General features: G+C 68.0%; 22 protein-coding genes. 15 read left to right on the top strand and 7 right to left on the bottom strand.

Annotated features, from left to right (window positions below; genetic code table 11):
- The first annotated feature begins 163 nt into the window (after positions 1–163).
- The 7 genes from TK90_RS10740 (at position 164) to lnt (ending at position 7745) form a co-directional block, all read left to right on the top strand.
- Positions 164–1552 carry an MFS transporter gene (locus TK90_RS10740; RefSeq protein WP_012983504.1) on the top strand — a complete coding sequence of 463 codons (1389 nt, stop codon included), beginning with the start codon at positions 164–166 and terminating at the stop codon, positions 1550–1552.
- A gap of 390 nt (positions 1553–1942) precedes the next feature.
- A complete protein-coding gene (ssb, locus tag TK90_RS10735; RefSeq protein ID WP_012983503.1) occupies positions 1943–2425 on the top strand; it encodes a single-stranded DNA-binding protein in 483 nt (160 codons plus the stop codon).
- Between the two features lie 36 nt (positions 2426–2461).
- Positions 2462–3814, top strand: a complete 1353-nt coding sequence (gene miaB, locus TK90_RS10730) for a tRNA (N6-isopentenyl adenosine(37)-C2)-methylthiotransferase MiaB (protein WP_012983502.1) — start codon at positions 2462–2464, stop codon at positions 3812–3814.
- A 3-nt stretch (positions 3815–3817) separates the two neighbouring features.
- On the top strand, positions 3818–4813 hold the full coding sequence (locus TK90_RS10725) for a PhoH family protein (protein ID WP_012983501.1): 996 nt from the start codon (positions 3818–3820) through the stop codon (positions 4811–4813).
- On the top strand, positions 4800–5315 hold the full coding sequence (gene ybeY, locus TK90_RS10720; protein WP_012983500.1) for an rRNA maturation RNase YbeY: 516 nt from the start codon (positions 4800–4802) through the stop codon (positions 5313–5315). The genes TK90_RS10725 and ybeY overlap by 14 nt, the downstream gene beginning before the upstream one ends.
- Complete coding sequence (locus TK90_RS10715) at positions 5308–6243, top strand: HlyC/CorC family transporter (RefSeq protein WP_012983499.1); 936 nt, start codon at positions 5308–5310, stop codon at positions 6241–6243. Before ybeY ends, TK90_RS10715 begins: the two co-directional genes overlap by 8 nt.
- Complete coding sequence (lnt, locus tag TK90_RS10710; RefSeq protein WP_012983498.1) at positions 6243–7745, top strand: apolipoprotein N-acyltransferase; 1503 nt, start codon at positions 6243–6245, stop codon at positions 7743–7745. The genes TK90_RS10715 and lnt overlap by 1 nt, the downstream gene beginning before the upstream one ends.
- Before the next feature lie 6 nt (positions 7746–7751).
- On the opposite strand, the gene TK90_RS10705 is transcribed toward lnt, so the two are convergent.
- Positions 7752–8297 (bottom strand): zinc ribbon-containing protein, encoded by a 546-nt coding sequence (locus TK90_RS10705; protein WP_012983497.1) that lies wholly within the window; start codon positions 8295–8297, stop codon positions 7752–7754.
- Between the two features lie 59 nt (positions 8298–8356).
- Entirely contained in the window at positions 8357–9211 is an 855-nt protein-coding gene (locus TK90_RS10700) for a DUF2189 domain-containing protein (protein ID WP_012983496.1), read from the bottom strand.
- Positions 9212–9418: 207 nt separating this feature from the next.
- Here TK90_RS10700 and leuS point away from each other — a divergent pair, with 207 nt between their 5' ends.
- The 8 genes from leuS to TK90_RS10660 all read left to right on the top strand — a co-directional run bounded on the left by leuS (position 9419) and on the right by TK90_RS10660 (position 17397).
- Positions 9419–12010, top strand: coding sequence for a leucine--tRNA ligase (gene leuS / locus TK90_RS10695; protein WP_012983495.1), 2592 nt, complete (start codon positions 9419–9421; stop codon positions 12008–12010).
- A complete protein-coding gene (gene lptE / locus TK90_RS10690; protein WP_012983494.1) occupies positions 12007–12564 on the top strand; it encodes an LPS assembly lipoprotein LptE in 558 nt (185 codons plus the stop codon). The genes leuS and lptE overlap by 4 nt, the downstream gene beginning before the upstream one ends.
- 293 nt (positions 12565–12857) lie before the next feature.
- Entirely contained in the window at positions 12858–13895 is a 1038-nt protein-coding gene (gene holA / locus TK90_RS10685; RefSeq protein WP_041444277.1) for a DNA polymerase III subunit delta, read from the top strand.
- Positions 13896–13899: 4 nt separating this feature from the next.
- Complete coding sequence (locus TK90_RS10680) at positions 13900–15204, top strand: glutamate-5-semialdehyde dehydrogenase (protein ID WP_012983492.1); 1305 nt, start codon at positions 13900–13902, stop codon at positions 15202–15204.
- Positions 15205–15267: 63 nt separating this feature from the next.
- Entirely contained in the window at positions 15268–15918 is a 651-nt protein-coding gene (nadD, locus tag TK90_RS10675) for a nicotinate-nucleotide adenylyltransferase (RefSeq protein WP_012983491.1), read from the top strand.
- A 7-nt stretch (positions 15919–15925) separates the two neighbouring features.
- Positions 15926–16318, top strand: coding sequence for a ribosome silencing factor (gene rsfS, locus TK90_RS10670; RefSeq protein ID WP_012983490.1), 393 nt, complete (start codon positions 15926–15928; stop codon positions 16316–16318).
- A 15-nt stretch (positions 16319–16333) separates the two neighbouring features.
- Positions 16334–16804 carry a 23S rRNA (pseudouridine(1915)-N(3))-methyltransferase RlmH gene (gene rlmH, locus TK90_RS10665; protein WP_012983489.1) on the top strand — a complete coding sequence of 157 codons (471 nt, stop codon included), beginning with the start codon at positions 16334–16336 and terminating at the stop codon, positions 16802–16804.
- Entirely contained in the window at positions 16801–17397 is a 597-nt protein-coding gene (locus TK90_RS10660; protein ID WP_012983488.1) for a nucleoside triphosphate pyrophosphatase, read from the top strand. The genes rlmH and TK90_RS10660 overlap by 4 nt, the downstream gene beginning before the upstream one ends.
- Positions 17398–17407: 10 nt before the next feature.
- Here TK90_RS10660 and TK90_RS10655 read toward each other — a convergent pair whose 3' ends face one another.
- From TK90_RS10655 to glgA, 5 genes are all read right to left on the bottom strand, one after another.
- Complete coding sequence (locus TK90_RS10655; RefSeq protein ID WP_012983487.1) at positions 17408–18832, bottom strand: sigma-54 dependent transcriptional regulator; 1425 nt, start codon at positions 18830–18832, stop codon at positions 17408–17410.
- The gene (locus TK90_RS10650) at positions 18829–20478 is read right to left on the bottom strand and encodes a PAS domain-containing sensor histidine kinase (protein ID WP_012983486.1); all 1650 of its coding nucleotides are present in this window, start codon (positions 20476–20478) and stop codon (positions 18829–18831) included. The genes TK90_RS10655 and TK90_RS10650 overlap by 4 nt, the downstream gene beginning before the upstream one ends.
- A gap of 21 nt (positions 20479–20499) precedes the next feature.
- Complete coding sequence (locus TK90_RS10645; RefSeq protein ID WP_012983485.1) at positions 20500–20781, bottom strand: PP0621 family protein; 282 nt, start codon at positions 20779–20781, stop codon at positions 20500–20502.
- Positions 20782–20847: 66 nt separating this feature from the next.
- Positions 20848–23688, bottom strand: coding sequence for a phosphoenolpyruvate carboxylase (ppc, locus tag TK90_RS10640; protein WP_012983484.1), 2841 nt, complete (start codon positions 23686–23688; stop codon positions 20848–20850).
- Positions 23689–23775: 87 nt separating this feature from the next.
- A complete protein-coding gene (glgA, locus tag TK90_RS10635; RefSeq protein WP_012983483.1) occupies positions 23776–25251 on the bottom strand; it encodes a glycogen synthase GlgA in 1476 nt (491 codons plus the stop codon).
- Positions 25252–25353: the final 102 nt, after the last annotated feature.

Below are 25353 nucleotides of genomic sequence, written 5' to 3'. Positions count from 1 at the left end.
GTATCGACTCCACCTGGTTGTGCGAGGGGCGCCCGACAGACTGCGTCAGGGCGCAAACCGCTCATAGTAACACTGCGGCGATCGCCGCCATGGTTTCCGTGGCGTTGTTGCCGGTAAACTCGGCACGCATGACAGCCTGTCCTTACCTGCGGATTCCACCGGCATGACGCCCCGCGAGCTGCGCGCGACCTCCGGGCTCGCGGCCATCTATGGCGTGCGCATGGCCGGTCTCTTCATGGTGCTGCCGGTGTTCATGCTGCACCTGGACACGCTCGCGGGTGCCACGCCGTTCCTGATGGGGCTGGCGCTGGGGATCTACGGGCTGACCCAGGCCCTGCTGCAGATCCCGTTCGGGCTGTTGTCCGATCGGCTGGGGCGCAAGCCGTTGATCCTCGGCGGGCTCGTGCTCTTCGTGCTCGGGAGTCTGGTCGCGGCCCTGGCGGAGACCGTGCACGGGGTAATCCTGGGGCGGGCGCTGCAGGGCGCCGGGGCGGTGGCCGCGGTGATCCTGGCGCTGACCGCCGATCTGGTGGGCGAGGAGCGGCGCATGCGCGCGCTCGCGGTGATCGGACTGACCATCGGGCTGACCTTTACCGCCTCGATGGCGCTGGGGCCGGTGGTGGATCGCGCGGCCGGGTTGAGCGGCGTCTTCGGCCTGTCCGCATTGCTCGGGGTGCTGGCGATCGTGATCCTGCTGTTCTGGGTGCCCAACCCGGAGCGCGCGCGGCAGCACCCGGACATGGTCCCCATCTGGTCCGCGCTGCCGCAGGTGCTGCGCGAACCGGAGCTGCTGCGCCTGAACGTCGGCATCTTCGTGCTGCATCTGGTGCTGGCGGCCAATTTTCTCGTGATCCCGCTGTTGCTGGTCGAGTATCTGGGACTGGCCGGAGCCGAGCACTGGCGCTTTTATGTCCCGGTGCTGCTGGCGGGGTTTGCCCTGATGCTCCCGGGGATCATCCTGGGCGAGCGCCGCCGGCGCGTGCATACGGTGATGCGGGGAGCGATCGCCTCGCTCGCGCTGGTCCAGCTCCTGCTGGCGCTGGTGCTTCTCAATGGCATGGGCATGTGGTTCTTTGTGGCCCTGATGGTGGTGTTTTTCGCCGCGTTCAACCTGCTGGAGGCAGGGCTGCCGTCGCTGGTGGCCCGCGAGGCGCCGGTCGCGCACAAGGGGACGGCGATGGGTGGCTTCGCCACTGCGCAGTTTCTGGGTATTTTCGCCGGAGGGTTGCTGGGGGGCGGCGTCCTGACACTGGCGGGGCCCGCCAGTGTGTTTCTTGCCGCCGTACCGTTGTTGTTGATCTGGTTTGTGGTCGCCTGGCGCATGCAGCCGCGCTACCGATCCAACCGTGTACTGGGGGTTCCTGCCCACTGGGCGGGTCGCGAGGCCGAACTGCGCTATGCGCTGGTGGGTTGGCCCGGCATCGTGGAGGTGGCGCTGTCACCCGATGCACGCTCGCTGTACCTCAAGGTCGACCCTGGCGGGCCGGATACGGAGGCCCTGGTGGCCTGGCTGGCGCAGCCCCCCGATGTGGTCGCCGCACGCGGGGGGTGAGCGGTGTCACCGGTGTTTGAGGCAATACCGCAAACGGGCGCTGCCGGCCGGCGGACGCCCTGCTACAATTAAAGAAACACTGACCAATGTACGCGCTCGCTGCTTCGTCGCTTTTGCGTGCGTTTAATGCGCGGTGACTGCCGTGCAGTCATTCTGCACAAGGGAGCCGCAACGCCGTTCCCACGCAAAAGCGGCCGAGCCCCTTCGGGGTTGGCACCCTAGGTTCCCCGATCCTGCATTGCGCCGCTTGCGGGTAGAACCACTACCCGCTGCACGACGCGCCTTGTCTCGGACAACCTGGGGTACCAGCGCGAGCGTGTACATTGATCAGTGTTTCCTTAACGGTTCGTTTCCCGCGCCCTGCAAAGGCGTCAGACACAAGGAGTTCCCATGGCCCGCGGCGTCAACAAAGTCATCCTGCTCGGCAACCTCGGGGCCGACCCGGAAAAGCGCGAGACCCCCAACGGGGTTACCGTGACCAATCTGCGTCTGGCCACCTCGGAGCAGTGGACCGACAAGAACTCCGGCGAGAAGCGCGAGAACACCGAATGGCACCGCGTGGTGATGTTCGGGCGTCTGGCCGATATCGCCGCGCAGTACCTGTCCAAGGGCTCGCAGGTCTACATCGAAGGCAAGATCCAGACGCGCAAGTGGCAGGACCAGTCCGGCAATGACCGCTACAGCACCGAGATCGTGGCCAACGACATGCAGCTGATCGGCGGCCGCGGGGGCAGCGGCGGTGGCGGCGGGTTCGACCAGGATCCGGGCTATGGCGGCGGCAGTTCCTACGGCGGCGGTGGCCAACAGGGCGGCAACCGCAGCAGCGCCCCGGTCTCCGGCGGCGCCTTCGATGACGACGACGTCCCGTTCTGAGAAGTACCTGACGTCCACCAACACAAGTACGCACGCATGATTCGCAAGGTATACATCCAGACACACGGGTGTCAGATGAACGAGTACGACTCCGACCGCATGCTCGACGCCCTGCGCGAGCTGCACGGGGCGGAGCGTACCGATGACCCCGAGCAGGCCGATGTCTTGCTGATGAATACCTGCTCCATCCGCGAGAAGGCACAGGAGAAGGTGTTCTCGCTGCTGGGGCGCTGGCGGCAGATCAAGGAGCGCCGACCCGAGGTGATCATCGGGGTTGGCGGCTGTGTGGCCAGCCAGGAGGGCGATGCCCTGCGCGAACGGGCCCCGTACGTGGATCTGGTGTTCGGCCCGCAGACGCTGCACCGCCTGCCGGCGATGATCCAGTCGGTGCGCCGCGAGCGGGCGCCGGTGGTGGATATCTCCTTCCCCGAGATCGAGAAGTTCGACCGTCTGCCCGAGCCGAAGGCCGATGGCCCGACCGCGTTCGTCTCGGTGATGGAGGGCTGTTCCAAGTACTGCAGCTTCTGCGTGGTGCCCTATACCCGCGGCGACGAGATCAGCCGGCCGTTCGACGACGTGATCGCCGAGGTCGTGGCGCTGGCCGGGCAGGGGGTCAAGGAGATCAACCTGCTGGGGCAGAATGTGAATGCCTACCGCGGGCCGATGGAGGACGGTGATACCGCCGACCTCGCCCTGCTGATCCACTATGTCGCCGCGGTGGACGGGATCGAGCGCATCCGCTTCACCACCTCGCACCCGGTGGAGTTCTCCGATTCGCTGATCCAGGCCTATGCCGACGAGCCCAAGCTGGTCGGCCACCTGCACCTGCCGGTACAGAGCGGTTCCGACCGCATCCTGGCGCAGATGAAGCGCGGCCACACGATCCTGGAATACAAGTCCAAGATCCGCCGCCTGCGCGAGGCGCGCCCGGATCTGGACCTGTCCTCCGACTTCATCGTCGGCTTCCCCGGCGAGACGGATGCCGACCACGCGGCGACCATGAAGCTGATCGAGGAGCTGCATTTCGACTTCTCCTTCAGCTTCATCTACAGCGCCCGCCCGGGCACGCCGGCGGCCTCGCTGCCGGACGACGTGCCGCTGGCCACCAAGAAGGCCCGCCTGGCCGAGCTGCAGGCCCTGATCGAGCAGCACGGGCGCGAGCGCAACCAGGCCATGGTCGGCAACATCGAGCCCGTGCTGGTCGAGGGCCCGGCCAAACGCAATCCCGGCGAACTGGCCGCACGTACGGCGAACAACCGCATCGTGAACTTTGCGGGCGACCCCAGCCTGATCGGACAGATGATCCCGGTCGAGATCACCGAGGCCCTGGCGCATTCCCTGCGCGGCCGTGCGGTCGAGCGGGCGATGCCCGCCGCCGTCGGCGCCTGATTGATGAGCAACCGTCTGGATTTCACCCTGGAGCCGGGTGACCAGGAGACGCTGGCGCGTCTGTCCGGTCCGCTGGATGCCCATCTGCGCCTGATCGAGTCGCGCCTGGGTGTGGCGGTGCACAACCGTGGACCGCGCTTCAACCTGACCGGGCCAAAGGCCGCGGTGCAGGCTGCCGGCGCGCTGATTCACGACCTCCACCGCATGGCGCAGGAGGAACCGGTCAGCCTGGAACAGGTGCACGCCGCGTTGCAGACCGCGCATATGGAAGGGCTGGCGGAGGCCGAGCCGGCCGCAGCCGATCCCGCCCTGCGCCTGAAGCGCGCGGTGATCCGGGGCCGTGGTCCGCGCCAGAGCGGCTACCTGGCCTCGATCCAGCAGCATGACCTGAGCTTCGGGATCGGACCCGCCGGGACCGGCAAGACCTTTCTCGCGGTCGCCGCCGCTGTCGCGGCGCTGGAGCAGGACCGCGTGCAGCGCCTGGTGCTGGTGCGTCCGGCGGTGGAGGCGGGCGAGCGCCTGGGCTTCCTGCCCGGCGATCTCGCGCAGAAGATCGATCCCTACCTGCGGCCGATGTACGACGCCCTGTACGAACTGATGGGCTTCGACCAGACCGCACGCCTGATGGAGCGTCAGGTGATCGAGGTGGCCCCGCTGGCCTACATGCGCGGGCGCACGCTGAACGAGGCCTTCATCATCCTCGACGAGGCACAGAACACCACCGTCGAGCAGATGAAGATGTTCCTCACCCGCATCGGCTTTGGTTCCACGGCGGTCGTCAACGGCGATATCACCCAGGTGGATCTGCCGCGCGGCCAGCGCTCGGGTCTGAAACACGCGATGCAGATCCTGCAGGGTGTGGAGGGTGTGAGCATTACGCAGTTCCAGGCTGGCGACGTGGTGCGCCACCCGCTGGTGCAGCGCATCGTCGAGGCCTACGACGCACACGAGGATGACGCGGCGCAGGAGGGCGGACCCCGAGGCGATGGCGACGCTTGAGGTCGTGGTTCAGTATGCCCTGCCGCGCCGGGGGCTCCCGTCCGCTGCTACCCTGCACCGGGCCGCGCGCGCCGCATGGCGTGGGACCGGCCGGGCCGACGTAGCCCTGCGCGTGGTGGATGCCGACGAGGGCCTGGAACTGAACCGGGGCTTTCGCGGGCGCGACTACGCCACCAACGTACTGTCCTTCCCCGCCCCCGATCTGCCTCCGATGGCGGCGGGCGAGCCGCGCTATCTCGGTGATATCGTGCTCTGCGCACCGGTACTGGCGCGTGAGGCGGCCGAACAGGGCAAGTCCCTGCGGGCCCATTACAGTCACATGGTGGTGCATGGCCTGCTGCATCTGCAGGGCATGGATCACCAGGAATCCGGCGAGGCCGAGGCGATGGAGGCCGTTGAGCGCTCGATCCTGGCCGGGTTAGGCTATCCCGACCCCTATCAGACCGGCTCTCCGGCCCGTGACCCAAGCGCGCCCGCCACCGGAACTGTCCCCAATGCCTGAACCCGTACCCGACGAGCAACCTACCTGGCGGCGTTGGCTGGAGCGCGCGAAGACGCGCCTGTGGCCGCGCCGCGATCCTGCCACCCGGCGCGAACTGATCGAGACGCTGCGCGACGCGCACGGTCGCGAGCTGGTCGATCCCGAGGCCCTGACCATGCTCGAGGGCGTGCTCAACGTGGCCGACATGCAGGTGCGAGACATCATGATCCCGCGTGCGCAGATGGAGGTGGTGCGTCGTGACGCCAGGCTGTCCGAGTTCCTGCCCGACGTGGTCGCCTCCGCCCACTCGCGTCTGCCGGTGGTCGGGGACCACCGCGACGAGGTCGTCGGCGTCCTGCTGGCCAAGGACCTGCTGCGTTTCTTCGGCGAGCCCGACGATGCCGCCTTCGACATGCAGGAGATCCTGCGCCCGGCGGTGTTCGTGCCCGAGAGCAAGCGCTTGAACGTTTTGCTGAAGGAGTTCCGCCTGAGCCGCAATCATATGGCGATCGTGGTGGACGAGTACGGTGGCGTGGCCGGGCTGGTGACCATCGAGGATGTGCTGGAACAGATCGTCGGCGAGATCGAGGACGAACACGACGTCGAGGACTACCTCACCCAGATCATGCAGCACCCCGGCGGGCGCTACACCATCAAGGCGCTGACGCCGATGGAAGAGTTCAACGCTTACTTCCAGACTGCCTACAGCGAGGATGACTTCGACACCATTGGCGGGCTGGTGCTGTCGCACTTTGGCCATGTGCCGCGCCGCGGCGAGCAGATCGTGATCGACGGGATGCGCTTTCGCGTGCTGCGCGCGGACAACCGCCGCCTGCATCTGCTGGAGATGCGCCTGCCGGAGCCCGACGTGGCCCCGGCCTCGGATGACCCGGGCCAGACCTTCGAGGGCCAGCCGGCCGACGGCGGCGGCGAGCACAAGGGGGCCTGATGCAGCCACTGGCCGAGCGTCTGCCCGCCTGGGCCATTGCAGTGCTGGCCCTGGTCGCCGGGGCGGGGGCGACCCTCGCCTTTGCCCCGGTCGGCTGGTTTCTGGCCGCGCCCCTGGGCCTGGCCGTCTGGTTTGGCCTGCTGATCGGCGCACCGACGCGGCAGGCCGCCTGGACTGGCTATGCCTTCGGGCTCGGGTTCTTCGGGACCGGCGTGACCTGGATTTTCAACAGCCTGCTGGTGTTCGGGCAGGCCCCCCTGGTCGTGGCCTCGTTCATCACGGTGCTCTTCGTGCTGGTGATGGCCCTTTATCCGGCCCTGCTCGCAGGGGTTGCCGCGCGCTTTCTGCCGCTGACGCGACCTGCCGGTCTGCTGGCCCTGGCCGGCGGCGTGGTGCTGATGGAGCTGGCCCGGTCCTGGCTGTTTTCGGGCTTCCCGTGGCTGCTGTTCGGGCACACGGTGCTGGATACCCCGCTGCAGGGCTGGCTGCCTCTGGCCGGGGAGCTGGGTGCCGGCCTGATGGTCGCGTTGCTGGCCGTGGCGGTGGTCAGCGTGTTCCTGTCCGGGCAGCGCTGGCTGGGCGCGGGGCTGGCGGTGGCGGTGGTCATCGCGTCCGTGGTGCTGGGGCTCGTGCGCTGGGTGGAGCCCACCGGAGAGGAGATCCCGGTGGCGATGGTGCAGGGCAACATCGACCAGGCGCGCAAGTGGGCCCCGGACGGCATCGAGTATTCGCTGGACATCTATCAGGAGCTGACCCGCGAGGCCGCCGGGGATGCCTTGGTCGTCTGGCCGGAGACCGCGATTCCCGCTTTCTACACCGAGGTGCACCGGCCCCTGGAAGGCATCGCAAGCGAGCTGGCCGAGGCCGGTGGCGAGCTGGTGGTGGGGATCTTCGACTACGAGGCCGAGGGGCGGGATGTCTTCAACTCGGTGGTGCACGTCGGCAGTGGCGCGGGTTACAACAAGCGTCAGCTGGTGCCCTTTGGCGAGTACATCCCGCTGCGCGACCGCCTGGCCTGGCTGGACCGGTTGCTGCAGATTCCGATGTCGGATCTCTCCCCGGGCAGGGGCGATGGCCGCATGGAGATGGCCGGGACGACCGCCGGAGTCAGTATCTGCTACGAGTCCGCCTATGCCCGTCACATCCGCGCGGCCCTGCCGGAGGCCGGATTTCTGGTCAATGTCTCCAACGACGCCTGGTTCGGCGACAGCCTGGCCCCGGCCCAGCACCTGCAGATCGCCCGGGTGCGGGCGGTGGAGACTGGGCGCCCGATGGTGCGCTCAACCAATACGGGCATCTCGGCGCTGATCGATGCCGACGGCGGTATCCTGGAGCGTTCGGGGCTTTTCACCCGCGAGGTGGTCCGCGGGACGTTGGAACCGCGCACCGGGCTGACCCCCGCCGCCGCGCTGGGTGAGGGCCCGGCGGTGCTGGCCGCGCTGGTCCTGGTGGTGCTGGGTGCGGCGGTGGGTCGCCGCCGCACTCCGCCACCGTCGGTCTGACGGCCCTTAGGCCTCTGCGGCCTCGGGGCCGCCCGGGCCGCGGCGGAAGGTCGTATTGTGGCAGTTGGAGCAGGGCGGGATGCGCGCGACCTTGGTCATGTGCAGCGCGTGGCCGCACTTCTTGCACAACAGCTCGCCGGGGCCGGTGATCTCGCCGGTGTGCCATTCGCCCATCACCTGGGCGCGGGCGGTCAGCTCGGTGATCTCGATGCGGGTCCTGTCGGCGATGCGCTCCAGCGCATTGAGAACGCTGGCCTCGATCAGCCCGAGATCGATCCGCAGCCAGCCGCGCCAGTCCTCGCTGCGGCTGTCCAGATAGGCCCCCAAGTCCTGCAGGTCGCGGCGCAGATAGTCCATGACCTCGTGCGCCTCTTCGCGCGTGAGGTCGCTGGCCTTCTGTACGCGGTCGCGGGCGTTTTCCAGTGTCTCGGTGATCGCCTTGCTGGTCTTGTCTTCCAGCTTCTCGAGGTCCTCGGTGACCTCGTGCAGCATCCGGTGGTAGGCGCTGCTCAACCGGTTCTCGCGTTCCTCGTCCCTGCGTTCTTCGCTCATCGATTCCTCCGTCGATTGCTGGGAAGGGGCGGATGCCCCTCCCCAGGATTAGAGCCTTTTTACGCAGTTTCGACCAGATCCCGGTAGCCGTGCCACATCGCAAAGCCGAGCCACGGGAAGATCACGATCAGTGCCAGCAGGGCGGTGGCCACCGAGATTGCGAACAGGGCGGTAATGATCAGCCCCCAGAGGATCAGCGTGCCCCGGTTGTGGCTGAAGGCCTTCAGGCTCATCCCGATCGCGTCAATCAGCGTGGTCTGCGGGGCCTCCTCGCGGGCACGATGATCGATCATGGCGGGCAAGGTGACGAGGCTCAGCACGAAGACAATGAGCCCGAACACCACGGCGGCTACAATCACGCCGATCAGGGAGATAATCCCGGAGCCCGTGGTCAGCATGGTGCCCACCAGGTGATGCAGCTGCCCGGTCACGCCCAGTTCGCCGATATTCAGCACGGCGATCCACATCCAGACAAAGCTTGCCCAGATGACGAAGATCAGGGCCAGGAGCAGGGCGAACACCCAGACCGAGCCTCCCAGATGGGTAAGCCAGCCCAGCCCAGCACCCGTGGAATGCCCCTGTTCGCGTTCCATCGCCAGGTAGTTCACGCCGACGGCGAGCACCGGCCCCAGAAACAGGAAACCGGCCAGGAAGGAAAAGGCCATCCAGGGCTGGTTCCATGACATTCCCAGCAGCACCAGGCCGACGATCGCGATCACCAGACCGTGTATCAGGGCCACGGGGGTTTTCCAGAGGTCTCGCCAGCCCTTGCCCAGCCAGGTCCCGAGATGGTCGGGTTCCACCGTGCGTATCGCGGGACTCTCGGTCTCGGGTGTGTGTTCCCTTTCGACTTCGCCCAGATCTTCGGGGTAGGCGCGTTTTACAACGGGGATTTCGTCCTTTTCCTCACTCATGTCCTCAACTCCTTGGGACTTTTTTCGTGGGCTCACTGATTCCGTCCGTCGCGATGCGCAGTGGTTCCGGTCATTTTTTGAAGTCAGTCTCGAAAACCGGCGGGTTACCCGGGTGCCCCGGTCAGCGTGGTTTGCTTGGAGGGGGTACGGGCGGCTGGTATTCTGCGCAGTTCTTTGTTTCCCGCGATAAAGGCACAGGTGAGGCGCATGCAGGAGCAGTATTCCCCGAAGGAGATCGAGGCGCAGGTACAGCGCCAGTGGGAGGAGTCCGACTGCTTCCGTGCGCGCGAGGACGCCCCTGGCGAGCCGTTCTACTGCCTGTCCATGTTCCCCTACCCCTCGGGCAAGCTGCACATGGGCCATGTGCGCAACTACACCATCGGCGACGTGATCGCGCGCTTTCAGCGCATGCAGGGCCGGAGCGTGCTGCAGCCGATGGGCTGGGACGCCTTCGGCCTGCCGGCGGAAAACGCGGCAATGCAGAATCACGTACCTCCCGCCGCCTGGACGCGCCAGAACATCGAGCAGATGCGCACCCAGCTCAAGCGCCTGGGCTTCGCCTACGACTGGTCGCGCGAGTTCGCCACCTGCGATGCCGACTACTACCGCTGGGAACAGTGGCTGTTCGTGCGCCTGCTGAAGAAGGGCCTGGTCTATCGCAAGAAGGCCACGGTGAACTGGGACCCGGTGGACCAGACCGTGCTCGCCAACGAGCAGGTGATCGAGGGCCGCGGCTGGCGCTCCGGTGCGCTGGTCGAGCGCCGCGAGATGCCGCAGTGGTTCCTGCGTATCACCGACTACGCCGACGAGTTGCTGGAGGCCCTGGACGGGCTGAACGGCTGGCCGGACCAGGTGCGTACCATGCAGCGCAACTGGATCGGCCGTTCCGAGGGCGTGGAGCTGGAGTTCGCGGTGGATGGTGGCGAGCCGCTGACTGTCTACACCACGCGCCCGGACACCCTGTTCGGCGTCTCCTACATGGCGCTGGCCCCGGAACACCCGCGGGTGCAGGCGCTGGCGGAGAACGACGCCGAACTGGCCGCGTTCGTCGCCGACTGTGCGCAGGGCGGGGTGGCCGAGGCCGATCTGGCGACCATGGAGAAGAAGGGCCGGCCGCTGGGCTTTACCGCCCGCCATCCGCTGACCGGGGCGGAGGTCCCGGTCTGGGTCGCCAACTTCGTGCTAATGGAATACGGCACCGGCGCGGTGATGGCCGTGCCGGCACACGACGAACGCGACCACGAGTTCGCAACGAAATACGACCTGCCGATTCGCCAGGTGATCGCCCCGGCCGACGGTGCCGAGTGCGATGTACAGGCTGCGGCCTTCACCGAGGCCGGCGTGCTGGTGAACTCCGGCGACTTCGACGGGCAGGCCTCCGAGGCGGCCAAGGCTGCGATCGCCGAACACCTGGAACAGGCCGGGCTTGGCCGGCGTCGGCGCAACTACCGTCTGCGCGACTGGGGCATCTCGCGCCAGCGCTACTGGGGCTGCCCGATTCCGGTAATCCACTGTGACGCCTGTGGGGCGGTGCCGGTACCGGAAGAAGACCTGCCGGTGCGCCTGCCGGAGGACGTGATCCCGGACGGCGCCGGCTCGCCGCTGGCGCGCATGCCCGAGTTCTTCGAGGCGAGTTGCCCGGAGTGCGGCAAGCCGGCGCGGCGCGAGACCGACACCTTCGACACCTTCTTCGAATCCAGCTGGTACTTCGCCCGTTACGCCTGTGCCGACAACGACACGGCGATGCTGGATGCACGCGCCGACCACTGGCTGCCGGTGGACCAGTACGTCGGCGGCATCGAGCACGCGGTGCTGCATCTGCTGTATGCGCGCTTCTTCCACAAGCTGCTGCGCGACGAGGGCCTGCTGGCCTCGGACGAGCCCTTCACCCGGCTGCTGACCCAGGGCATGGTGATCGCGCCGACCTTCTACCGCGAGCGCGATGACGGCGGGAAGGACTGGATCAACCCGGCGGACGTCGAGCTGGAGCGCGCAGAGGATGGCTCGGTCAAGGCCGCGCGCCACCGCGAGGACGGTCTGCCGGTGATGGTCGGTGGCATGGAAAAGATGTCCAAGTCGAAGAACAACGGCGTGGACCCGCAGGCCCTGATCGAACGCTTCGGCGCGGATACTGCGCGGCTGTTCACCATGTTCGCGGCTCCCCCGGACCTGTCGCTGGAGTGGTCCGACTCCGGCGTCGAGGGCGCGCATCGCTTCATCAAGCGCCTGTGGCGGGCGGTGCACGAGCACGTGAACGGCGATGCGCCGGGCGCGCTGGAGGTGGACGCGCTGGACGATGCCGGGCGCGAACTGCGACGCAAGCTGCACGACACCATCGCCAAGGTCACTGACGACATCGGCCGGCGCCAGACCTTCAACACCGCGGTGGCCGCGAACATGGAGCTGCTGAACGACCTCGGCAAGTTCCCGAAGGATGCGCCGCTGGTTGCAGTCGTGCGCCAGGAGGCGCTGGAGGGCATCGTGCGCATGCTGGCGCCGATCATCCCGCATGTGACCGAGACCCTGTGGCGCGCGCTGGGCCATGACGAGCTGGTCGCGACCACCGCATGGCCAACGGTCGACGAGGCCGCGCGTCAGGCCGCGCAGGAGACCCTGGCGGTGCAGGTGAACGGCAAGCGACGCGCCGAGATTGCGGTCCCCGCCGGTGCCGATCGCGACGCGATCGAGGCCACCGCGCGCGGTGACGAGAACGTGCAGCGGCACATCGAGGGACACAACGTGGTGAAGGTCATCGTGGTGCCCGGTCGCCTGGTGAACTTCGTGGTGAAGCCGCAATGAGCGCGGTGCTACGCGCAGTGCTGGTCGTATGGCTGGCGGTTGCCGTGGCCGCCTGCGGCTTCCAGCTGCGCGGCAGCATGGACTGGCCGGAGGCCCTGGCCCCGGTGCAGATCACTGGCGTGAATCCGCGTGATTCCCTGTACCGCGAGCTGGCGGTGGCCTTCGGCTCGGCCGGGGTCGAGGTGGTCGATCAGCGTCCCGAGGGGCAGGGGGCCACCCTGGACGTGCGTTCCGTGCGCGACCGGCGGCGCACGCTGTCGGTGACCGACGCCGCACGGGTCGCGGAGTACGAACTGATCCGGTCGGTGGACGTGCGCCTGCGCCCGGTGGACGGAGAGGCCGTGGATCTGGGCACGTTGCACGCGAGTCGGATCTACCTGTTCGACGGCTCGGCGGTGCTCAGCCGTTCCGAGCGCGAGGAGACCCTGCGCGAGGCGATGAACCGGGATATCGTCAGCCAGCTGCAGCGTCGTATTCAGGCGGTGATCGGAGCCGACGGGCAGTTGCGCACGGATGTCGAGTTCGAGGATGACCAGCCGTCAAGGGAACACTGATCCATGTACACACTCGCGTTGGTACCCCAGGTTTTCCGAGACAAGGCGCGTCGGGCAGCGGGTAGTGGTTCTACCCGCAAGCGGCGCAACGCAGGATCGGGGAACCTGGGGTGCCAACCCCGAAGGGGCTCGGCCGCCCGTTGTGATCAAAAACGGGCGTGGGAACCGCGTTGCGGCTCCCTTGTGCAGAATGACTGCACGGCAGTCACCGCGCCTTGTTCGCACGCAAAAGCGACTCGAGCGCGAGCGTGTACATGGATCAGTGTTCCCTTAACTGGAGAACCTACCGACTGATGGCCCAGGATCTCGCCCGCCTGGAACAGGATCTGGCGCGCGGCGTGGCGCCGATCTACCTGCTACTGGCCGAGGAGCCGCTGCAGGCGATCGAGGCAGCCGATGCGATCCGCGCGGCGGCCCGTGACCAGGGCTATCTGGAACGGACCGTGCTGGACATGACCGCGCAGTCCGACTGGGCGCCGTTCGAGTCCGCGATCCGCGATCGATCCCTGTTCGCCGAGCGCAGCGTGCTGGACCTGCGCCTGGCCACCGGCAAGCCAGGCAAGGTGGGCGGTGATCATCTTAAGACCTATGCGGCCGAGCCCCAGGATGACCTCGTGCTGCTGGTGCAGCTCCCGCGGCCGGATCGGGACATGCGTCGGGCGGCCTGGTTCAAGGCGCTGGAGAACCGCGCGGTGGTGCTCCACGCGCGCCCGATCCCTCCATCCCAGCTGGGTCCGTGGGTCCGCGCCCGCCTGCAGCGCCACGGCCTGACGATCACGGAGCCGGCGCTGGCGCTGCTGGTCTCGCGCATCGAGGGCAATCTGCTGGCCGCGCGCCAGGAGATCGAGAAGCTGGCGCTGGCGGGCGTGACCGAGATCGACGAGGCCGTGCTGGCAGAGGCCACCACCGACGCCGCGCGCTTCGAGCTGTTTGCACTGGCCCCGACCGCACTGCGCGGCGATGCCCGCCATGCCCTGCGCATGCTGGAGGGGCTGCTCGACGAGGGGCAGCCGGAGCCCCTGATTCTCTGGGCGCTGGCGCGCGAATGCCGCCTGCTGGTGCAGGCGATGGAACGCAAGGCGGCCGGGGCGCCGGATCGCGAGGCCTTTCAGGGCAGCTTCGGGGACGGCCAGAAGGCCCTGCGCCAGGCGATGTCGCGGTTGAGCCTGCCGGCGGCGCGCGGGCTGCTGGGCGAGGCCGCGCGTGTGGATCGGGTCATCAAGGGTCAGGAAAACGGCAACGCGCGGCAGGGGTTGCTAGACTTGGTGGCCCGTATGGCGGGACGCCGGTTGTCCCGGCCATTGCCCGCACTGCACACCGAACGAGTCTGATTGCATGAACGCTGCCGTACACCCGACCGAATCCGCTGCCGCCGACGTGATCGCCCAGGTCGAAGCCCTGGGACGTGCCGCTCGCGTGGCCTCGCGGCGCATGGCCGAGGCCGAGCCGGGCGCGAAGAACGCGGCACTGCACGCGATCGCCGAGGGTATCGCCGCGCGGCGTGCGGAGCTGGTGGAGGCCAACAGCCGCGACCTGGAGGCGGGGCGAGAGCGCGGCCTGGACGCCGCGATGCTGGACCGCCTGGCGCTGACCGACGCACGCATCGACACCATGATCGAGGGTTGTCGCCAGGTGGCCGGGCTGCCCGATCCGGTGGGCACCATCACCGATATGGCGTATCAGCCGAGTGGCATCCAGGTGGGTCAGATGCGCGTGCCCCTGGGCGTGATCGGCATCATCTACGAGTCGCGTCCGAACGTGACCATCGACGCCGCGGCCCTGTGCCTGAAGTCCGGCAACGCCGCGATCCTGCGCGGCGGTTCCGAGGCCCTGCACTCGAATCAGGCCCTGGCCGCGATCATCCAGGCCGGGCTGGAGCAGGCGGGCCTGCCGCGCGAGGCGGTGCAGGTGGTGCCGACCACCGACCGCGCGGCGGTGGGCGCGCTGCTGCGCATGCCGCAGTACGTGGACGTGATCGTCCCGCGCGGCGGCAAGGGCCTGATCGAGCGTGTCAGCAACGAGTCGCGGATCCCGGTGATCAAGCACCTGGACGGTGTCTGCCATGTCTACGTGGATGGCGGGGCCGCTCTCGACAAGGCGCTGGCCGTGGCGGTGAACGCCAAGACCCAGCGCTATGGCACCTGCAATACCATGGAGACGCTGCTGGTGCACGCGGATCAGGCCGAGGCCTTCCTGCCGCGTCTGGCGGCGGCGTTGGCGGAGCACCAGGTGAGTCTGCGGGGCTGCGCGCGCACCCGCGCCATCCTCGCGAACACCGGGACGGATATCGCCGAGGCCACCGAGGACGACTGGGTAGCCGAGTACCTGGGACCGATCCTCGCGATCCGCGTGGTCGACGACCTGGATGCGGCGATCGACCATATCAACACCTATGGCTCGCACCACACCGACAGCATTGTGACCGAGGACTACACCCGGGCCCGGCGCTTCCTGCGCGCGGTGGATTCCAGCTCGGTGATGGTGAACGCCTCCACCCGCTTCGCCGATGGTTTCGAGTACGGTCTGGGCGCGGAGATCGGTATCTCCACCGACAAGCTGCACGCGCGCGGTCCGGTGGGCCTGCACGGCCTGACCACCCTCAAGTATGTGGTGTTCGGCGACGGTCATGTACGTAGCTAAGGGAGACGCTGATTCGAGCGCGGACGCGCGATTGAATCAGCGTCTCCCTGGGGCGATTCCCGCGTGATCGGGATTCTCGGCGGCACCTTCGACCCGATCCACTTCGGCCACCTGCGCCCGGCTCTGGAGATCCAGCAGCATCTGGGGCTCGATCAGGTGCGTTTCGTCCCCTGTCATGTCCCGCCGCATCGCACGAGCCCGGGCACCGGCAGCGCTGACCGCCTGGCGATGGTGGAACAGGCGGTCCGCGATGTGCCGGGCTTCGTGGCCGACCGCCGGGAGCTGGATCGCGAAGGGCCCTCCTATACGGTCGATACCCTGCTGAGCTTTCGCGAGGAGCTGGGGCCGGAGACCCCGCTGGTGCTGATCATGGGCATGGATGCCTTCGCCGGTCTGCCGTCCTGGAATCGCTGGGAGCAGCTCCTCGAGCTGGCGCATATCGTGGTCTCGCACCGCCCGGGCAGCCCCGCCTCGCAGGAACTGGGTGGCTGGCGGGGCAAAGCGGCTACCCATGACCCGGCCGCGCTGCGCTCCTCTCCCGCCGGCCGGGTGTACTTCCAGGCGGTGACCCAGCTCGATATCGCTGCCACGGCCATCCGCGAAGAACTGCTTGCCGGGCGCAGCCCGCGCTTTCTGCTCCCCGGCGCCGTCAACCGCTACATTCAGGACCACGGCCTGTACCGGGCCGGGGTCCAACGACATCACGGAACCTGATCGATACATGAACAGCGAACAACTGCTTGAACTCGTGACCACCGCGCTGGAAGACATCAAGGCGCAGAACATTCGCACCATCGATGTGCGCGGCAAGACCACACTGGCCGACTACATGGTGATCGCCTCCGGGACCTCCGGGCGGCATGTGCAGTCGGCGGCCGAATCGGTCGCACTCGAGGCGAAGAAGGCCGGCATCCAGCCGTTGGGGGTCGAGGGCCAGGAGAGCCAGGAGTGGGTGCTGGTGGACCTGAACGACGTGATCGTCCACGTGATGCTCCCGGAAACCCGCGACTTCTACAACCTGGAAAAGCTCTGGCTGGCCGAGGAGGCCGCGGATACCGAAAAGGCCGCCCCGGAAGACCCCAGCCTGGAGCGCGTCCGCCGCCTGCGCGGCTGACCGGGGCGCGCCGCCATGCGCCTGGACCTGATCGCGATCGGCAAGCGCATGCCCGACTGGGTGGCGGCCGGTTTCGACGAATACGCCGGTCGCCTGCCGCGCGAGCTGAACCTGAACCTGCAGGGCCTGGCCGGCCCCTCCGGGGCCAAGTCCATGGATACGGCCACGCTGCTGCGGCGTGAGGGCGAGATCCTGCTGAAGGCCATCCCCGAGGGCGCCCGCGTGATCCTGCTGGACGAGCGCGGCAAGGGTGTGGACACGAAGGGCGTCGCGCGGCGCCTGGCGGACTGGCAGCAGGACGGGCGCGATGTCGCACTGGTGATCGGCGGGGCCGCGGGGCTGGATGAGGCCGTGCGCGCCCGCGCGGAATGGGCCTGGTCGCTGTCGCCGCTGACCTTCCCGCACATGCTGGTGCGGGTACTGGTCGCCGAGCAGATCTACCGTGCCTGGTCGCTGCTGAACAACCACCCCTACCATCGCGCGTGACGCCCGTGGCTCATCCGCTGTTACTGGCCTCCGCCTCCCCGCGCCGCCGCGAGCTGCTGGAGCAGATCCAGCTCGTCTTCGAAGTAGCCCCGATGGATGTGGACGAGACCCCGCGGCCGGGCGAGTCACCAGAGGTGCTGGTCGAGCGCCTCGCCATCGCCAAGGCCGAGGCGGCCCTCGAACGCAGCGCCCCGGGGCAGTGGGTGCTGGCCGCGGATACCGTAGTCGCGGTGGGCGGCGAGGCCCTGGGAAAGCCCGCGGCTTTTGCCGACGCCGCGGCCATGCTGCAGCGCCTTTCCGGCGGGGAGCACCGGGTGGTGTCCGGCATGGCGCTGGGCCGCCCCGGTGAATCCATGCGGGCGCGCACTGTGACGACCCGTGTGCGCATGCGGCCGCTGACGCCATCCGACATCGAGCACTACTGGGCGACGGGCGAGCCCCGCGGCAAGGCCGGGGCCTATGCGATCCAGGGGCGCGGTGCCGCCTTTGTCGAGTGGATCGCGGGTTCCTATACCAACGTGGTCGGCCTCCCGCTGTTCGAGCTCGAACAGTGGCTGGCGAGAATCCCCGACCCGCCGCCGCGCCGCGCCTGATCTGTCCCTTTTACTCGATCCCGAGCTTCTTGAGCCGATAGCGCAGCTGGCGAAAGCTGAGCCCAAGCAGGCGCGCCGCCGCCGTGCGGTTGCCGCCGGTCTGCTGCAGCGCCGTGGCGATGGCCTGGCGTTCCTGCTCGGCCAGGCGCTGGTCCAGGGCGACGTCGTCCGCCGTGGCCGTCGGTATCTCGCGCCGGGGCGGGGGTGGTACAAAGCCCGGGGCCTCGGCCGATGGCAAGGGTTCGCCATGTGCGGAACGGGGCAGGTCAATGCTGTCGGCGTGTATCGTGGGGCCCTCGCTGAGGGTGGCCGCGCGTTCGAGGATGTTCTCCAGTTCGCGCACGTTCCCCGGGAAGGGATGCCGGGCGAGAACCTCGAGTGCGTCCGGCGCCAGTTCCAGCGGTTCGGTACCCCACTGCTCGCTGATCCGTGCCAGCACGCACTGGGCCAGCACCGGGATGTCCTCGCGTCGTTCACGTAGCGCAGGGACCTTCAGTTCGATCACGTTCAGGCGGTAGTAGAGGTCCTGGCGGAAGCGCCCCTCGGCCACCGCGCGCTCCAGGTCGTGGTGGGTGGCCGACAAAAGGCGCACGTCCACCGGGATCTCGCGCGTGCCCCCGACCGGCTTGATCGCGCGTTCCTGGATCGCGCGCAGCAGCTTGACCTGCATGGGCAGCGGCAGGTCGGCGACCTCGTCGAGAAACAGCGTGCCGCCGCTGGCGGCCTGGAACAGCCCGGTGTGATCCTGCGTGGCCCCGGTGAAGGCCCCCTTGCGGTGGCCGAAGAACTCGCTCTCCATCAACTCGCCGGGGATTGCCGCGCAATTGACCGGCACAAATGGGCGATCACTGCGCGGCCCCAGGCGATGGATCTCGCGTGCCACCAGCTCCTTGCCGGAGCCGGATTCGCCACGGATGAACACCGGTGCCTGGCTGCGCGCCAGCTTCTGGATCGTCGCTCGCAGGGTCTGCATCGGCGGGGCCTGACCGAGCAGGGGGCTGTCGATGCGGGTGGTTTCGGCGTCCGGGACCGTGTCGGTATTCAGCGCGCCGGGCAGGTCGGGGGCGGGTTCCATTCGCAGTGCGGTGTCAATCAGCTCGCGCAGCTGCTGCAGGTCCACCGGCTTGCTGACAAAGTCGAATGCGCCCAGCTTGAGGGCCTGGACAGCGGTGTCCACACTCCCGTGGGCCGTGATCACGGCCACCGGAAGGTCCGGGCGCTGACCCTGGATGTGGCGCACGAGGTCCAGCCCGTCGCCATCGGGCAGGCGCATGTCGGTCAGACAGAGGTCAAAGTCCCGCGCGGCGAGCAGTTCGCGCGCCCCGTTCAGGTGTTCCGTCGTGGTGGCCTCGATCCCCATGCGGGAGAGGGTGATCTCGAGGAGTTCGCAGATGTCCGGTTCGTCGTCCACGACCAGGACGTGGCGAATGCTCATGCGCGTTCCCTCGCGGGGTCCGTCGACGATGCTTCCGTGCTGCTATTGCCCGCGACTGTTTCGGTCGGGGCGAACAGGATGCGGAAGCACCCGCCGGTGGGTGTGCTGACGTACTCCAGGGTTGCCCCGTTGTTCTCGCACAACATGCGCGAGATGTACAGGCCCAGCCCGGAACCCCCGCCGCTGCTCGAGACAAACGGTTCGAACAGGTCGGAGCGCTGATCCGGCGCAATGCCGGGTCCTGCGTCGAGGATATCGAGACTGACTACCCGGGCGACCTGGCCGGCGCCGCCACGCAGCACGATCGGCGGTGCGCCCGGCTGGTCGTGGCCCCCGTGTATGCGGGCATTGGTGCACAGGTTCCACAGGACCTGATTCAGCTGCGACGGGTCGAACAGCACTTCGGAATCATACGGCTCGACCCTGGCGTGCAGTGCGACGCGCGGGATCTGCAGGGCGCCGCAGAACTCGTCGACGAAGCGGTCGAGAAACTCCTGCAGGTTCAGCCGCTCGCGTTGCCCGGTATCGCGTCGCGACAGGCTCAGCACGTTGGAGATCAGCTCGTTCACGCGCTTGCTCTGCTTGTTGATGATGGTCAGCAGGCGTTGGTCGGGCCGGGTCAGCTGGGGTGACTCGGCGAGCAACTGGGCACTGTGGCTGATCGCGCCCAGCGGATTGCGGATCTCGTGGGCGATACTCGCGGTCAGGCGGCCGAGCGCCTGCAGCTTGCTGGCCTGTGCCTGGCGCTGGATCTCCGCGAGATCCTCAAGGATCAGGAGTGTCCCGCGGTCGCCCAGGGGGGTCAGGCGGACCTGCAGGGCGGGCTGGTCACGATCCCCCGGCAGCTGTTGCGTGTCCGTGCGCATCCCCGTGCTTTGCCATTGCTCGACCCGCTGGGCCAGCGCGGGCGAGATCGCGGCCAGTTGGCGGCCGGGGCGAGGCGGGAGCAGGCGGCGCGCGGCCTCGTTGATCGAACGGATCTCGCCATCCGGGTCGACCGCGATGACGCCGGCGCTCATCCGCGCGATGATCTGGGCGTTGAGTTCGGCGAGGTTGGCCAGGTCCTCTTCCTGTCGCTCGACCTGGGCGCGGGTCGCCCCGGCCCGGCGTGCGACATGCCGGGCGAGAAGCCCGGCGGCGAATAGCGTGGCGCCGAGCAGCCCGGCCTGGGTCAGGCCCGAGCCGTCCTGGTCCAGCAGAACAATCGCGGCTGCCTCGGCCGTTAGCAGGCCCAGGGTGGCCACGGCTGCCAGCGACAGGCTCAGCCGTCCTCCGGAGAGCAGGGTGGCGGCCACCACCGCGGGGATCAGCAACAGGCCGATGCCGGTGCCCACGCCGCCTGCGACCAGGACCAGCGCGACCAGGCTGATGGTGTCGCCAATCCCGCCCAGTAGCGCGAGAGCCGCCAGACTGGTCGTGTTGGGGTCGCGGGCCGGGCGCCAGGTCATCGCCGCGACGAACAGCGCAAAGACCAGATAGCCACCGGCGAGCGCGGGATACATCTCCGGTGCCACGGCTTGCAGCCCCACGGGGCCCTCGGGCACCAGCCCCAGGATCAGCAGGACGCTGGCGACAAAGACCCGGTAGAGCGCGAACAGCCAGGCCGAGCGGCGCGTGTCGGCATCAAGCGCGATGGGGCCCCCCATGGATGCCGACCTCCCGCTGGATCAGTCGGCGCCCGAGTCGGAACCGGGCCCGGCGTTCTGCCGGTTGCGGTCGATCTCGGCGTGTTGCGGGGAGCAGTAGAGGCGATCGCCATCGCGGTGGGCCTCGGCCTCCGGGACGTGTACGCCACAGTAGGCGCAACGAATCACCGCGCCGCCTTCCTTCAGGCGTTCGGGGCGGGTGTCACGCGAGACGGACTCCTTGCGTGCGCTGGTGGAGCGCACCAGGGTGCGGACCGCCAGAAAGACAGCGACGATGGCAACGATGAGCAGCAGCAGGCGCATGCCGCGATTCTAACGCAAGGCGGTGCGCACCGCCCCCCGGTCCAGCGCGGGGGCGGATGACTGTGTTCAGCCCGTGTTGCGCATCCCGGCGGCGATCGCGTTGATCGAGCGCAGCAGTGGCGACAGCCAGGGGTTGTCCGCGTCATCGTCGGCCTGGGCATCGAACTGACGCGACTCGCGCAGCAGGTGGATCTGGATGCTGTTGAGCGGGTCCAGATACGGGTTGCGCCGTTGCAGCGAGCGCGCCAGCAGCGGCGTCTCGTCCATCAGGTTGTCCAGCCGGGCGACGCGCAGGACCTCGTTGACCGTGCGCGTGTGTTCCTCGCGTACGCGCGAGTACAGGCGCTCGGCCAGTGCCGGATCGCTGCAAAGGCGCGCGTACTCGGCCGCGGTGCGCATGTCGGCCTTGGTCAGCGCCATCTGGCAGTTTGACAGCAGGGACCGGAAGAACGGCCACTCCTGGTACATCCGCTGCAGCTGTTCCAGGCGTGCCGGATCCTCGCCCCGCCACTGCTCCAGCGCCGATCCGATCCCGTACCAGGCGGGCAGGGTATGGCGCGACTGCGCCCAGCCGAACACCCAGGGGATCGCCCGTATCGAGCTCTTGGAACGGTCCGTCTTGCGCCGGTGCGAGGGCCGCGAGCCGATGTTCAGGAAACCGATCTCCTGCACCGGGGTGATCTCGTAGAAGTAGTCGAGAATCCCCGGTGTGCGGTCGATCAGGTCGCGGTAGGCATCCTCGCCGGCACGGGCCAGCTCGTCCATCGTGGCGCGGTATTCGTCACGGTCCTGGCGTGCCGGGCGGATCAGGCTGCGCGAGGCGAGCATCAGACCGGTCGCCCCCATGCCCAGTTCGTAGACCGCGGTCTCTGCATTGGAGTACTTGTACGACAGTACCTCGCCCTGCTCGGTGAACTTGATCCGCCCCTGCACGGTGGCCGGGGGCTGGGCGAGGATGGACTCATGGGTCGGGCCGCCACCGCGGCCCACGGTGCCGCCGCGCCCGTGGAACAGCTGGCAGCGCACGCCAAAGCGGTCGGTGATCCCGACGATCTTCTTCTGCGCCTCGTAGAGGTTCCAGCTGGAGGCGAGGATGCCGCCATCCTTGCAGGAGTCGGAGTAGCCAAGCATCACGTCCTGGACGTTGCCGGAGGCGGTCAGCAGGCGGGCATAGACCGGGTTGGACAGCAGGCCCTCCAGCACATCCTCGACGTGCAGCAGGTCCTCGATGGTCTCGAACAGTGGCGAGATGCGCAGGTGGCAGAACGGCTCGCCGCTCTCGTCTTCGCCGGCCAGCCCCGCCAGACGGCCCAGCAGCAGGACCTCCAGCACATGCGAGGCGGCATGGGTCATCGAGATCACATAGGTGCCGATGCCGTCCGGACCGATCTCGCGGCGCATCGCCTGGATGACCTCGAATACGCGCAGGGTCTCCAGCGCGCCCTCGTCGAGGGCCTCGCGATTCAGATCGGCCAGCGCCGGTGCCGCGATCAGATCGCTCAGGACCTTCTGACGGTCGGACTCGTCCAGCGTGTTGTAGTCGACCTCCGGGGCCAGTTGCTGCAGCAGCTGGGCGACGGCCTCGCCATGGACCGTGGACTCCTGGCGCACATCCAGGTGATGCAGGTGGAAGCCGCAGGTCTCGACCAGGCGGATCAGGTCGGTCAGCGCGCCGGAGGCGATGTTGCGGTCGCCATGGCTGATCAGCGAGTCGCGGATCAGGTTCAGGTCCTGCAGAAAGGCATCGGCGTCGGCGTAGGCGCTGTTGGTCGGCAGCACGGCCGCTTCGCCCTGGATGCGCCGGCAGACCGTCTCCAGCGTCTCGCGCAGGCGGTAGCGCATGATGTACAGCTTGCGCCGGTACGGCTCGCTCTCGAAACGGTCGGAGGCGCCGTGGAACACGGCGTTGGCGATGTTGCTGTCGGCGTCCAGGCTGTCGAGGAATTCCTGCGACGGTTGGCACATGTAGGCCGAGTGGGTGAGGACATTGCGCAGGTGGTTGACCCGCTTGATGTATTCGCGCAGGACCTGTTCCATCGCCAGGCGACAGGCCAGTTCGGTGACTTCCGGGGTGACGTTCGGGTTGCCGTCGCGGTCCCCGCCGATCCAGGAGCCGAAGTGCAGAAAGGCCGGGATGCGCACGGGCAGGCTGCCGTCGGGGTGTACCCCGTAGATGCGCCGGATGGCCTTCTCCAGGAAGCGGTAGGACTGCGGTATCGCCTCGAACAGGCTCTCCTCGAAATAGAACAGCCCGTACTTGATCTCGTCCTGGACCTGCGGCTTTTTCACCCGCACCTCGTTGGTGCGCCACAGTAGCTGGATCTGGGTCTCCAGCTCCTCGATGATCAGGCGGCGCTCTTCCTCGCCCAGCTCGGGCTGGTTGAGCCGGTCGGCCGTCTCGAACACACGGCGCTGGTTCTCCATCGTGGTCCGGCGACGGGCCTCGGTGGGGTGCGCGGTGAACACCGGCTGGTAGTGCAGTTCCGCGAGCAGGCGTTCCAGTTCGGCGGCGGTCACGCCCTCGTTGTGCAATTCGCGCAGCGTCTGGTCGAACGAACCGGTCCACAGCGGTTCTCCGCTGGAGACCTGCGCGCGCCGCCAGCGGTAGAACAGGTCTTCCTCGGCGATGTTGACCAGGCTGAAGTAGATGCTGAACGCGCGGATTACGCGTTCGGTCAGGGCTGCGTCAAAATGGGTGATGTCCGCCATCAGACGCTGGCGCAGCTGGGGATCTTCGTCCTTGCGCAGGCTCACGAAACCGCGGCGGAGCTTTTCCACCGCGTCGAATACGGTCTGGCCTTCCAGCTTGCGAATGACGTTACCCAGCAGTTCGCCGAACAGGCGCACGCGGGCGCGCAGTTCCTTGTCCTTGGGCAGGAATCGGTCGTCTAGGTCGGTTTGAGTCATAAGCCCTTCTGCACGCACAAGGCCGGCCCATGGGCCGGCCTTGTGGGGAACGTTGCTAGCGCGAAAAGAGGATGATTATAGCGCAGATCAGCCGGTCGTAGCCTGTCGCCTGCGGGGAACCAGTTGGCGATAAAGCGAGAGGTAGTGCTCGGCACTCGCGGTCCAGTCGAATTCCTGGGTCATGCCGGTGCGCAGGAGCTGTTCCCAGCGCCCGTCGGCGCGCTGCTGGTAGAGCTCGAGGGCGCGTTCCAGGGCCTGCGTCAGGGCGCTGACCGTGTCGGGCGTGAAGCTGAAGCCAGTGGCTGTGCCGTCGGCCAGGTTTTCGGGGCTTGCGTGCACCACGGTGTCCGCCAGCCCGCCCGTGGCATGCACCACCGGCGGGGTGCCGTAGCGCAGGCTGTACATCTGGTTCAGGCCGCAGGGCTCGAAGCGCGAGGGCATCAGGAACAGGTCGGACCCGGCCTCGATCTGGTGCGCCAGCGGCTCGTCGTAGCCGATATGCACCCCGACGCGGCCGGTGTAGGTCCGGGCCAGGGCGCCGGTCGCATGTTCCAGGTCCTTCTGTCCGGAGCCGACCAGGGCGAGCTGCACACGTCCGGCCTCCAGCAACGGGGTGCAGGCCGCATGGATCAGGTCCACGCCCTTTTGCTCGACCATGCGCCCGACATGCCCGAGCAGCGGTACGTCGGGGTCCACGTCCAGTCCCATGCGTTTTTGCAGGGCGGCCTTGCTATGGGCCTTGCCGGCCAGGTCCTCCGCCGAGTAAGGCTGAGCGATGTGGCGATCGCGGGACGGATCCCAGGCGCGGTAGTCGACCCCGTTCAGGATGCCGTAGAGGTCGGCGGCGCGGGCACGCAGCACGCCGTCCAGGCCCATGCCTGATTCCGGCTCCTGGATCTCGCGGGCGTAGGTGGGCGAGACGGTGGTGATGGCGTCGGCGAAGACCAGTCCGGCCTTCATGAACGACAACTGGTCGTGGAACTCCAGGGCGTCCGGGGTCCACAGATCGGACGGCAGCCCAAGATCGTCCATCGCCTGCGCCGGGAACAGGCCCTGATAGGCGAGGTTGTGGATCGTGAAGATCGTGCGCGGGCGCGGGGCGCCACTGCGCTCGGGGTCCAGGAACACGGGCACCAGGCCGGTCTGCCAGTCGTTCAGGTGCACCAGTTCCGGTGCCCAGTCGAGCCCGGCCGCGTCGCGGGCGATGGCGGTGATCGCCCGGGCGAATCCGGCGAAACGCTGGGCGTTGTCCGGCCAGTCCGTGCCATTGCTGGCGCTGTAGGGGTTGCCGGCCCGCTGGAAATACTCCGGCCAGTCGACCAGGTAGACCGGCAGTTTGGTACCGGGCAGATGGCCTTCAATCAGCTGCCAGGGCGCATCCGGGGGGCCGGGCAAGGGTTGCGCGTGGGCCAGCTGGCTGCAGGCCTCCGGATAGCCGGGTACGACCAGCCGTACGTCCTGCCGCCGCCGGCGCAGGGCAACGGGCAGACTGGCGCTGACGTCGGCGAGGCCCCCGGTCTTGGTGAGGCCGTACGCCTCGCTGCTGGCGAAAAGGATGCGCATAACAATTTCCTGGGGAAACACGGGTGGAACCGGGAGCCCCGGTTGCGTTTCCAAGAGTGTAACGCAGGCGCCCGGAGCGATATGGGGCGCCGGGGCATTGAA

The sequence above is a fragment of the Thioalkalivibrio sp. K90mix genome (assembly GCF_000025545.1).
GTDB lineage: Bacteria > Pseudomonadota > Gammaproteobacteria > Ectothiorhodospirales > Ectothiorhodospiraceae > Thioalkalivibrio.
This window is presented reverse-complemented; position numbering and strand designations above follow the sequence as displayed.

Bases quoted from the DNA above. Each gene is read 5' to 3' on its own strand.
- TK90_RS10740 (WP_012983504.1), top strand. From the start codon at position 164: ATGACGCCCCGCGAGCTGCGCGCGACCTCCGGGCTCGCGGCCATCTAT.
- ssb (WP_012983503.1), top strand. From the start codon at position 1,943: ATGGCCCGCGGCGTCAACAAAGTCATCCTGCTCGGCAACCTCGGGGCC.
- miaB (WP_012983502.1), top strand. From the start codon at position 2,462: ATGATTCGCAAGGTATACATCCAGACACACGGGTGTCAGATGAACGAG.
- TK90_RS10725 (WP_012983501.1), top strand. From the start codon at position 3,818: ATGAGCAACCGTCTGGATTTCACCCTGGAGCCGGGTGACCAGGAGACG.
- ybeY (WP_012983500.1), top strand. From the start codon at position 4,800: ATGGCGACGCTTGAGGTCGTGGTTCAGTATGCCCTGCCGCGCCGGGGG.
- TK90_RS10715 (WP_012983499.1), top strand. From the start codon at position 5,308: ATGCCTGAACCCGTACCCGACGAGCAACCTACCTGGCGGCGTTGGCTG.
- lnt (WP_012983498.1), top strand. From the start codon at position 6,243: ATGCAGCCACTGGCCGAGCGTCTGCCCGCCTGGGCCATTGCAGTGCTG.
- TK90_RS10705 (WP_012983497.1), bottom strand. From the start codon at position 8,297: ATGAGCGAAGAACGCAGGGACGAGGAACGCGAGAACCGGTTGAGCAGC.
- TK90_RS10700 (WP_012983496.1), bottom strand. From the start codon at position 9,211: ATGAGTGAGGAAAAGGACGAAATCCCCGTTGTAAAACGCGCCTACCCC.
- leuS (WP_012983495.1), top strand. From the start codon at position 9,419: ATGCAGGAGCAGTATTCCCCGAAGGAGATCGAGGCGCAGGTACAGCGC.
- lptE (WP_012983494.1), top strand. From the start codon at position 12,007: ATGAGCGCGGTGCTACGCGCAGTGCTGGTCGTATGGCTGGCGGTTGCC.
- holA (WP_041444277.1), top strand. From the start codon at position 12,858: ATGGCCCAGGATCTCGCCCGCCTGGAACAGGATCTGGCGCGCGGCGTG.
- TK90_RS10680 (WP_012983492.1), top strand. From the start codon at position 13,900: ATGAACGCTGCCGTACACCCGACCGAATCCGCTGCCGCCGACGTGATC.
- rsfS (WP_012983490.1), top strand. From the start codon at position 15,926: ATGAACAGCGAACAACTGCTTGAACTCGTGACCACCGCGCTGGAAGAC.
- rlmH (WP_012983489.1), top strand. From the start codon at position 16,334: ATGCGCCTGGACCTGATCGCGATCGGCAAGCGCATGCCCGACTGGGTG.
- TK90_RS10655 (WP_012983487.1), bottom strand. From the start codon at position 18,832: ATGAGCATTCGCCACGTCCTGGTCGTGGACGACGAACCGGACATCTGC.
- TK90_RS10650 (WP_012983486.1), bottom strand. From the start codon at position 20,478: ATGGGGGGCCCCATCGCGCTTGATGCCGACACGCGCCGCTCGGCCTGG.
- TK90_RS10645 (WP_012983485.1), bottom strand. From the start codon at position 20,781: ATGCGCCTGCTGCTGCTCATCGTTGCCATCGTCGCTGTCTTTCTGGCG.
- ppc (WP_012983484.1), bottom strand. From the start codon at position 23,688: ATGACTCAAACCGACCTAGACGACCGATTCCTGCCCAAGGACAAGGAA.
- glgA (WP_012983483.1), bottom strand. From the start codon at position 25,251: ATGCGCATCCTTTTCGCCAGCAGCGAGGCGTACGGCCTCACCAAGACC.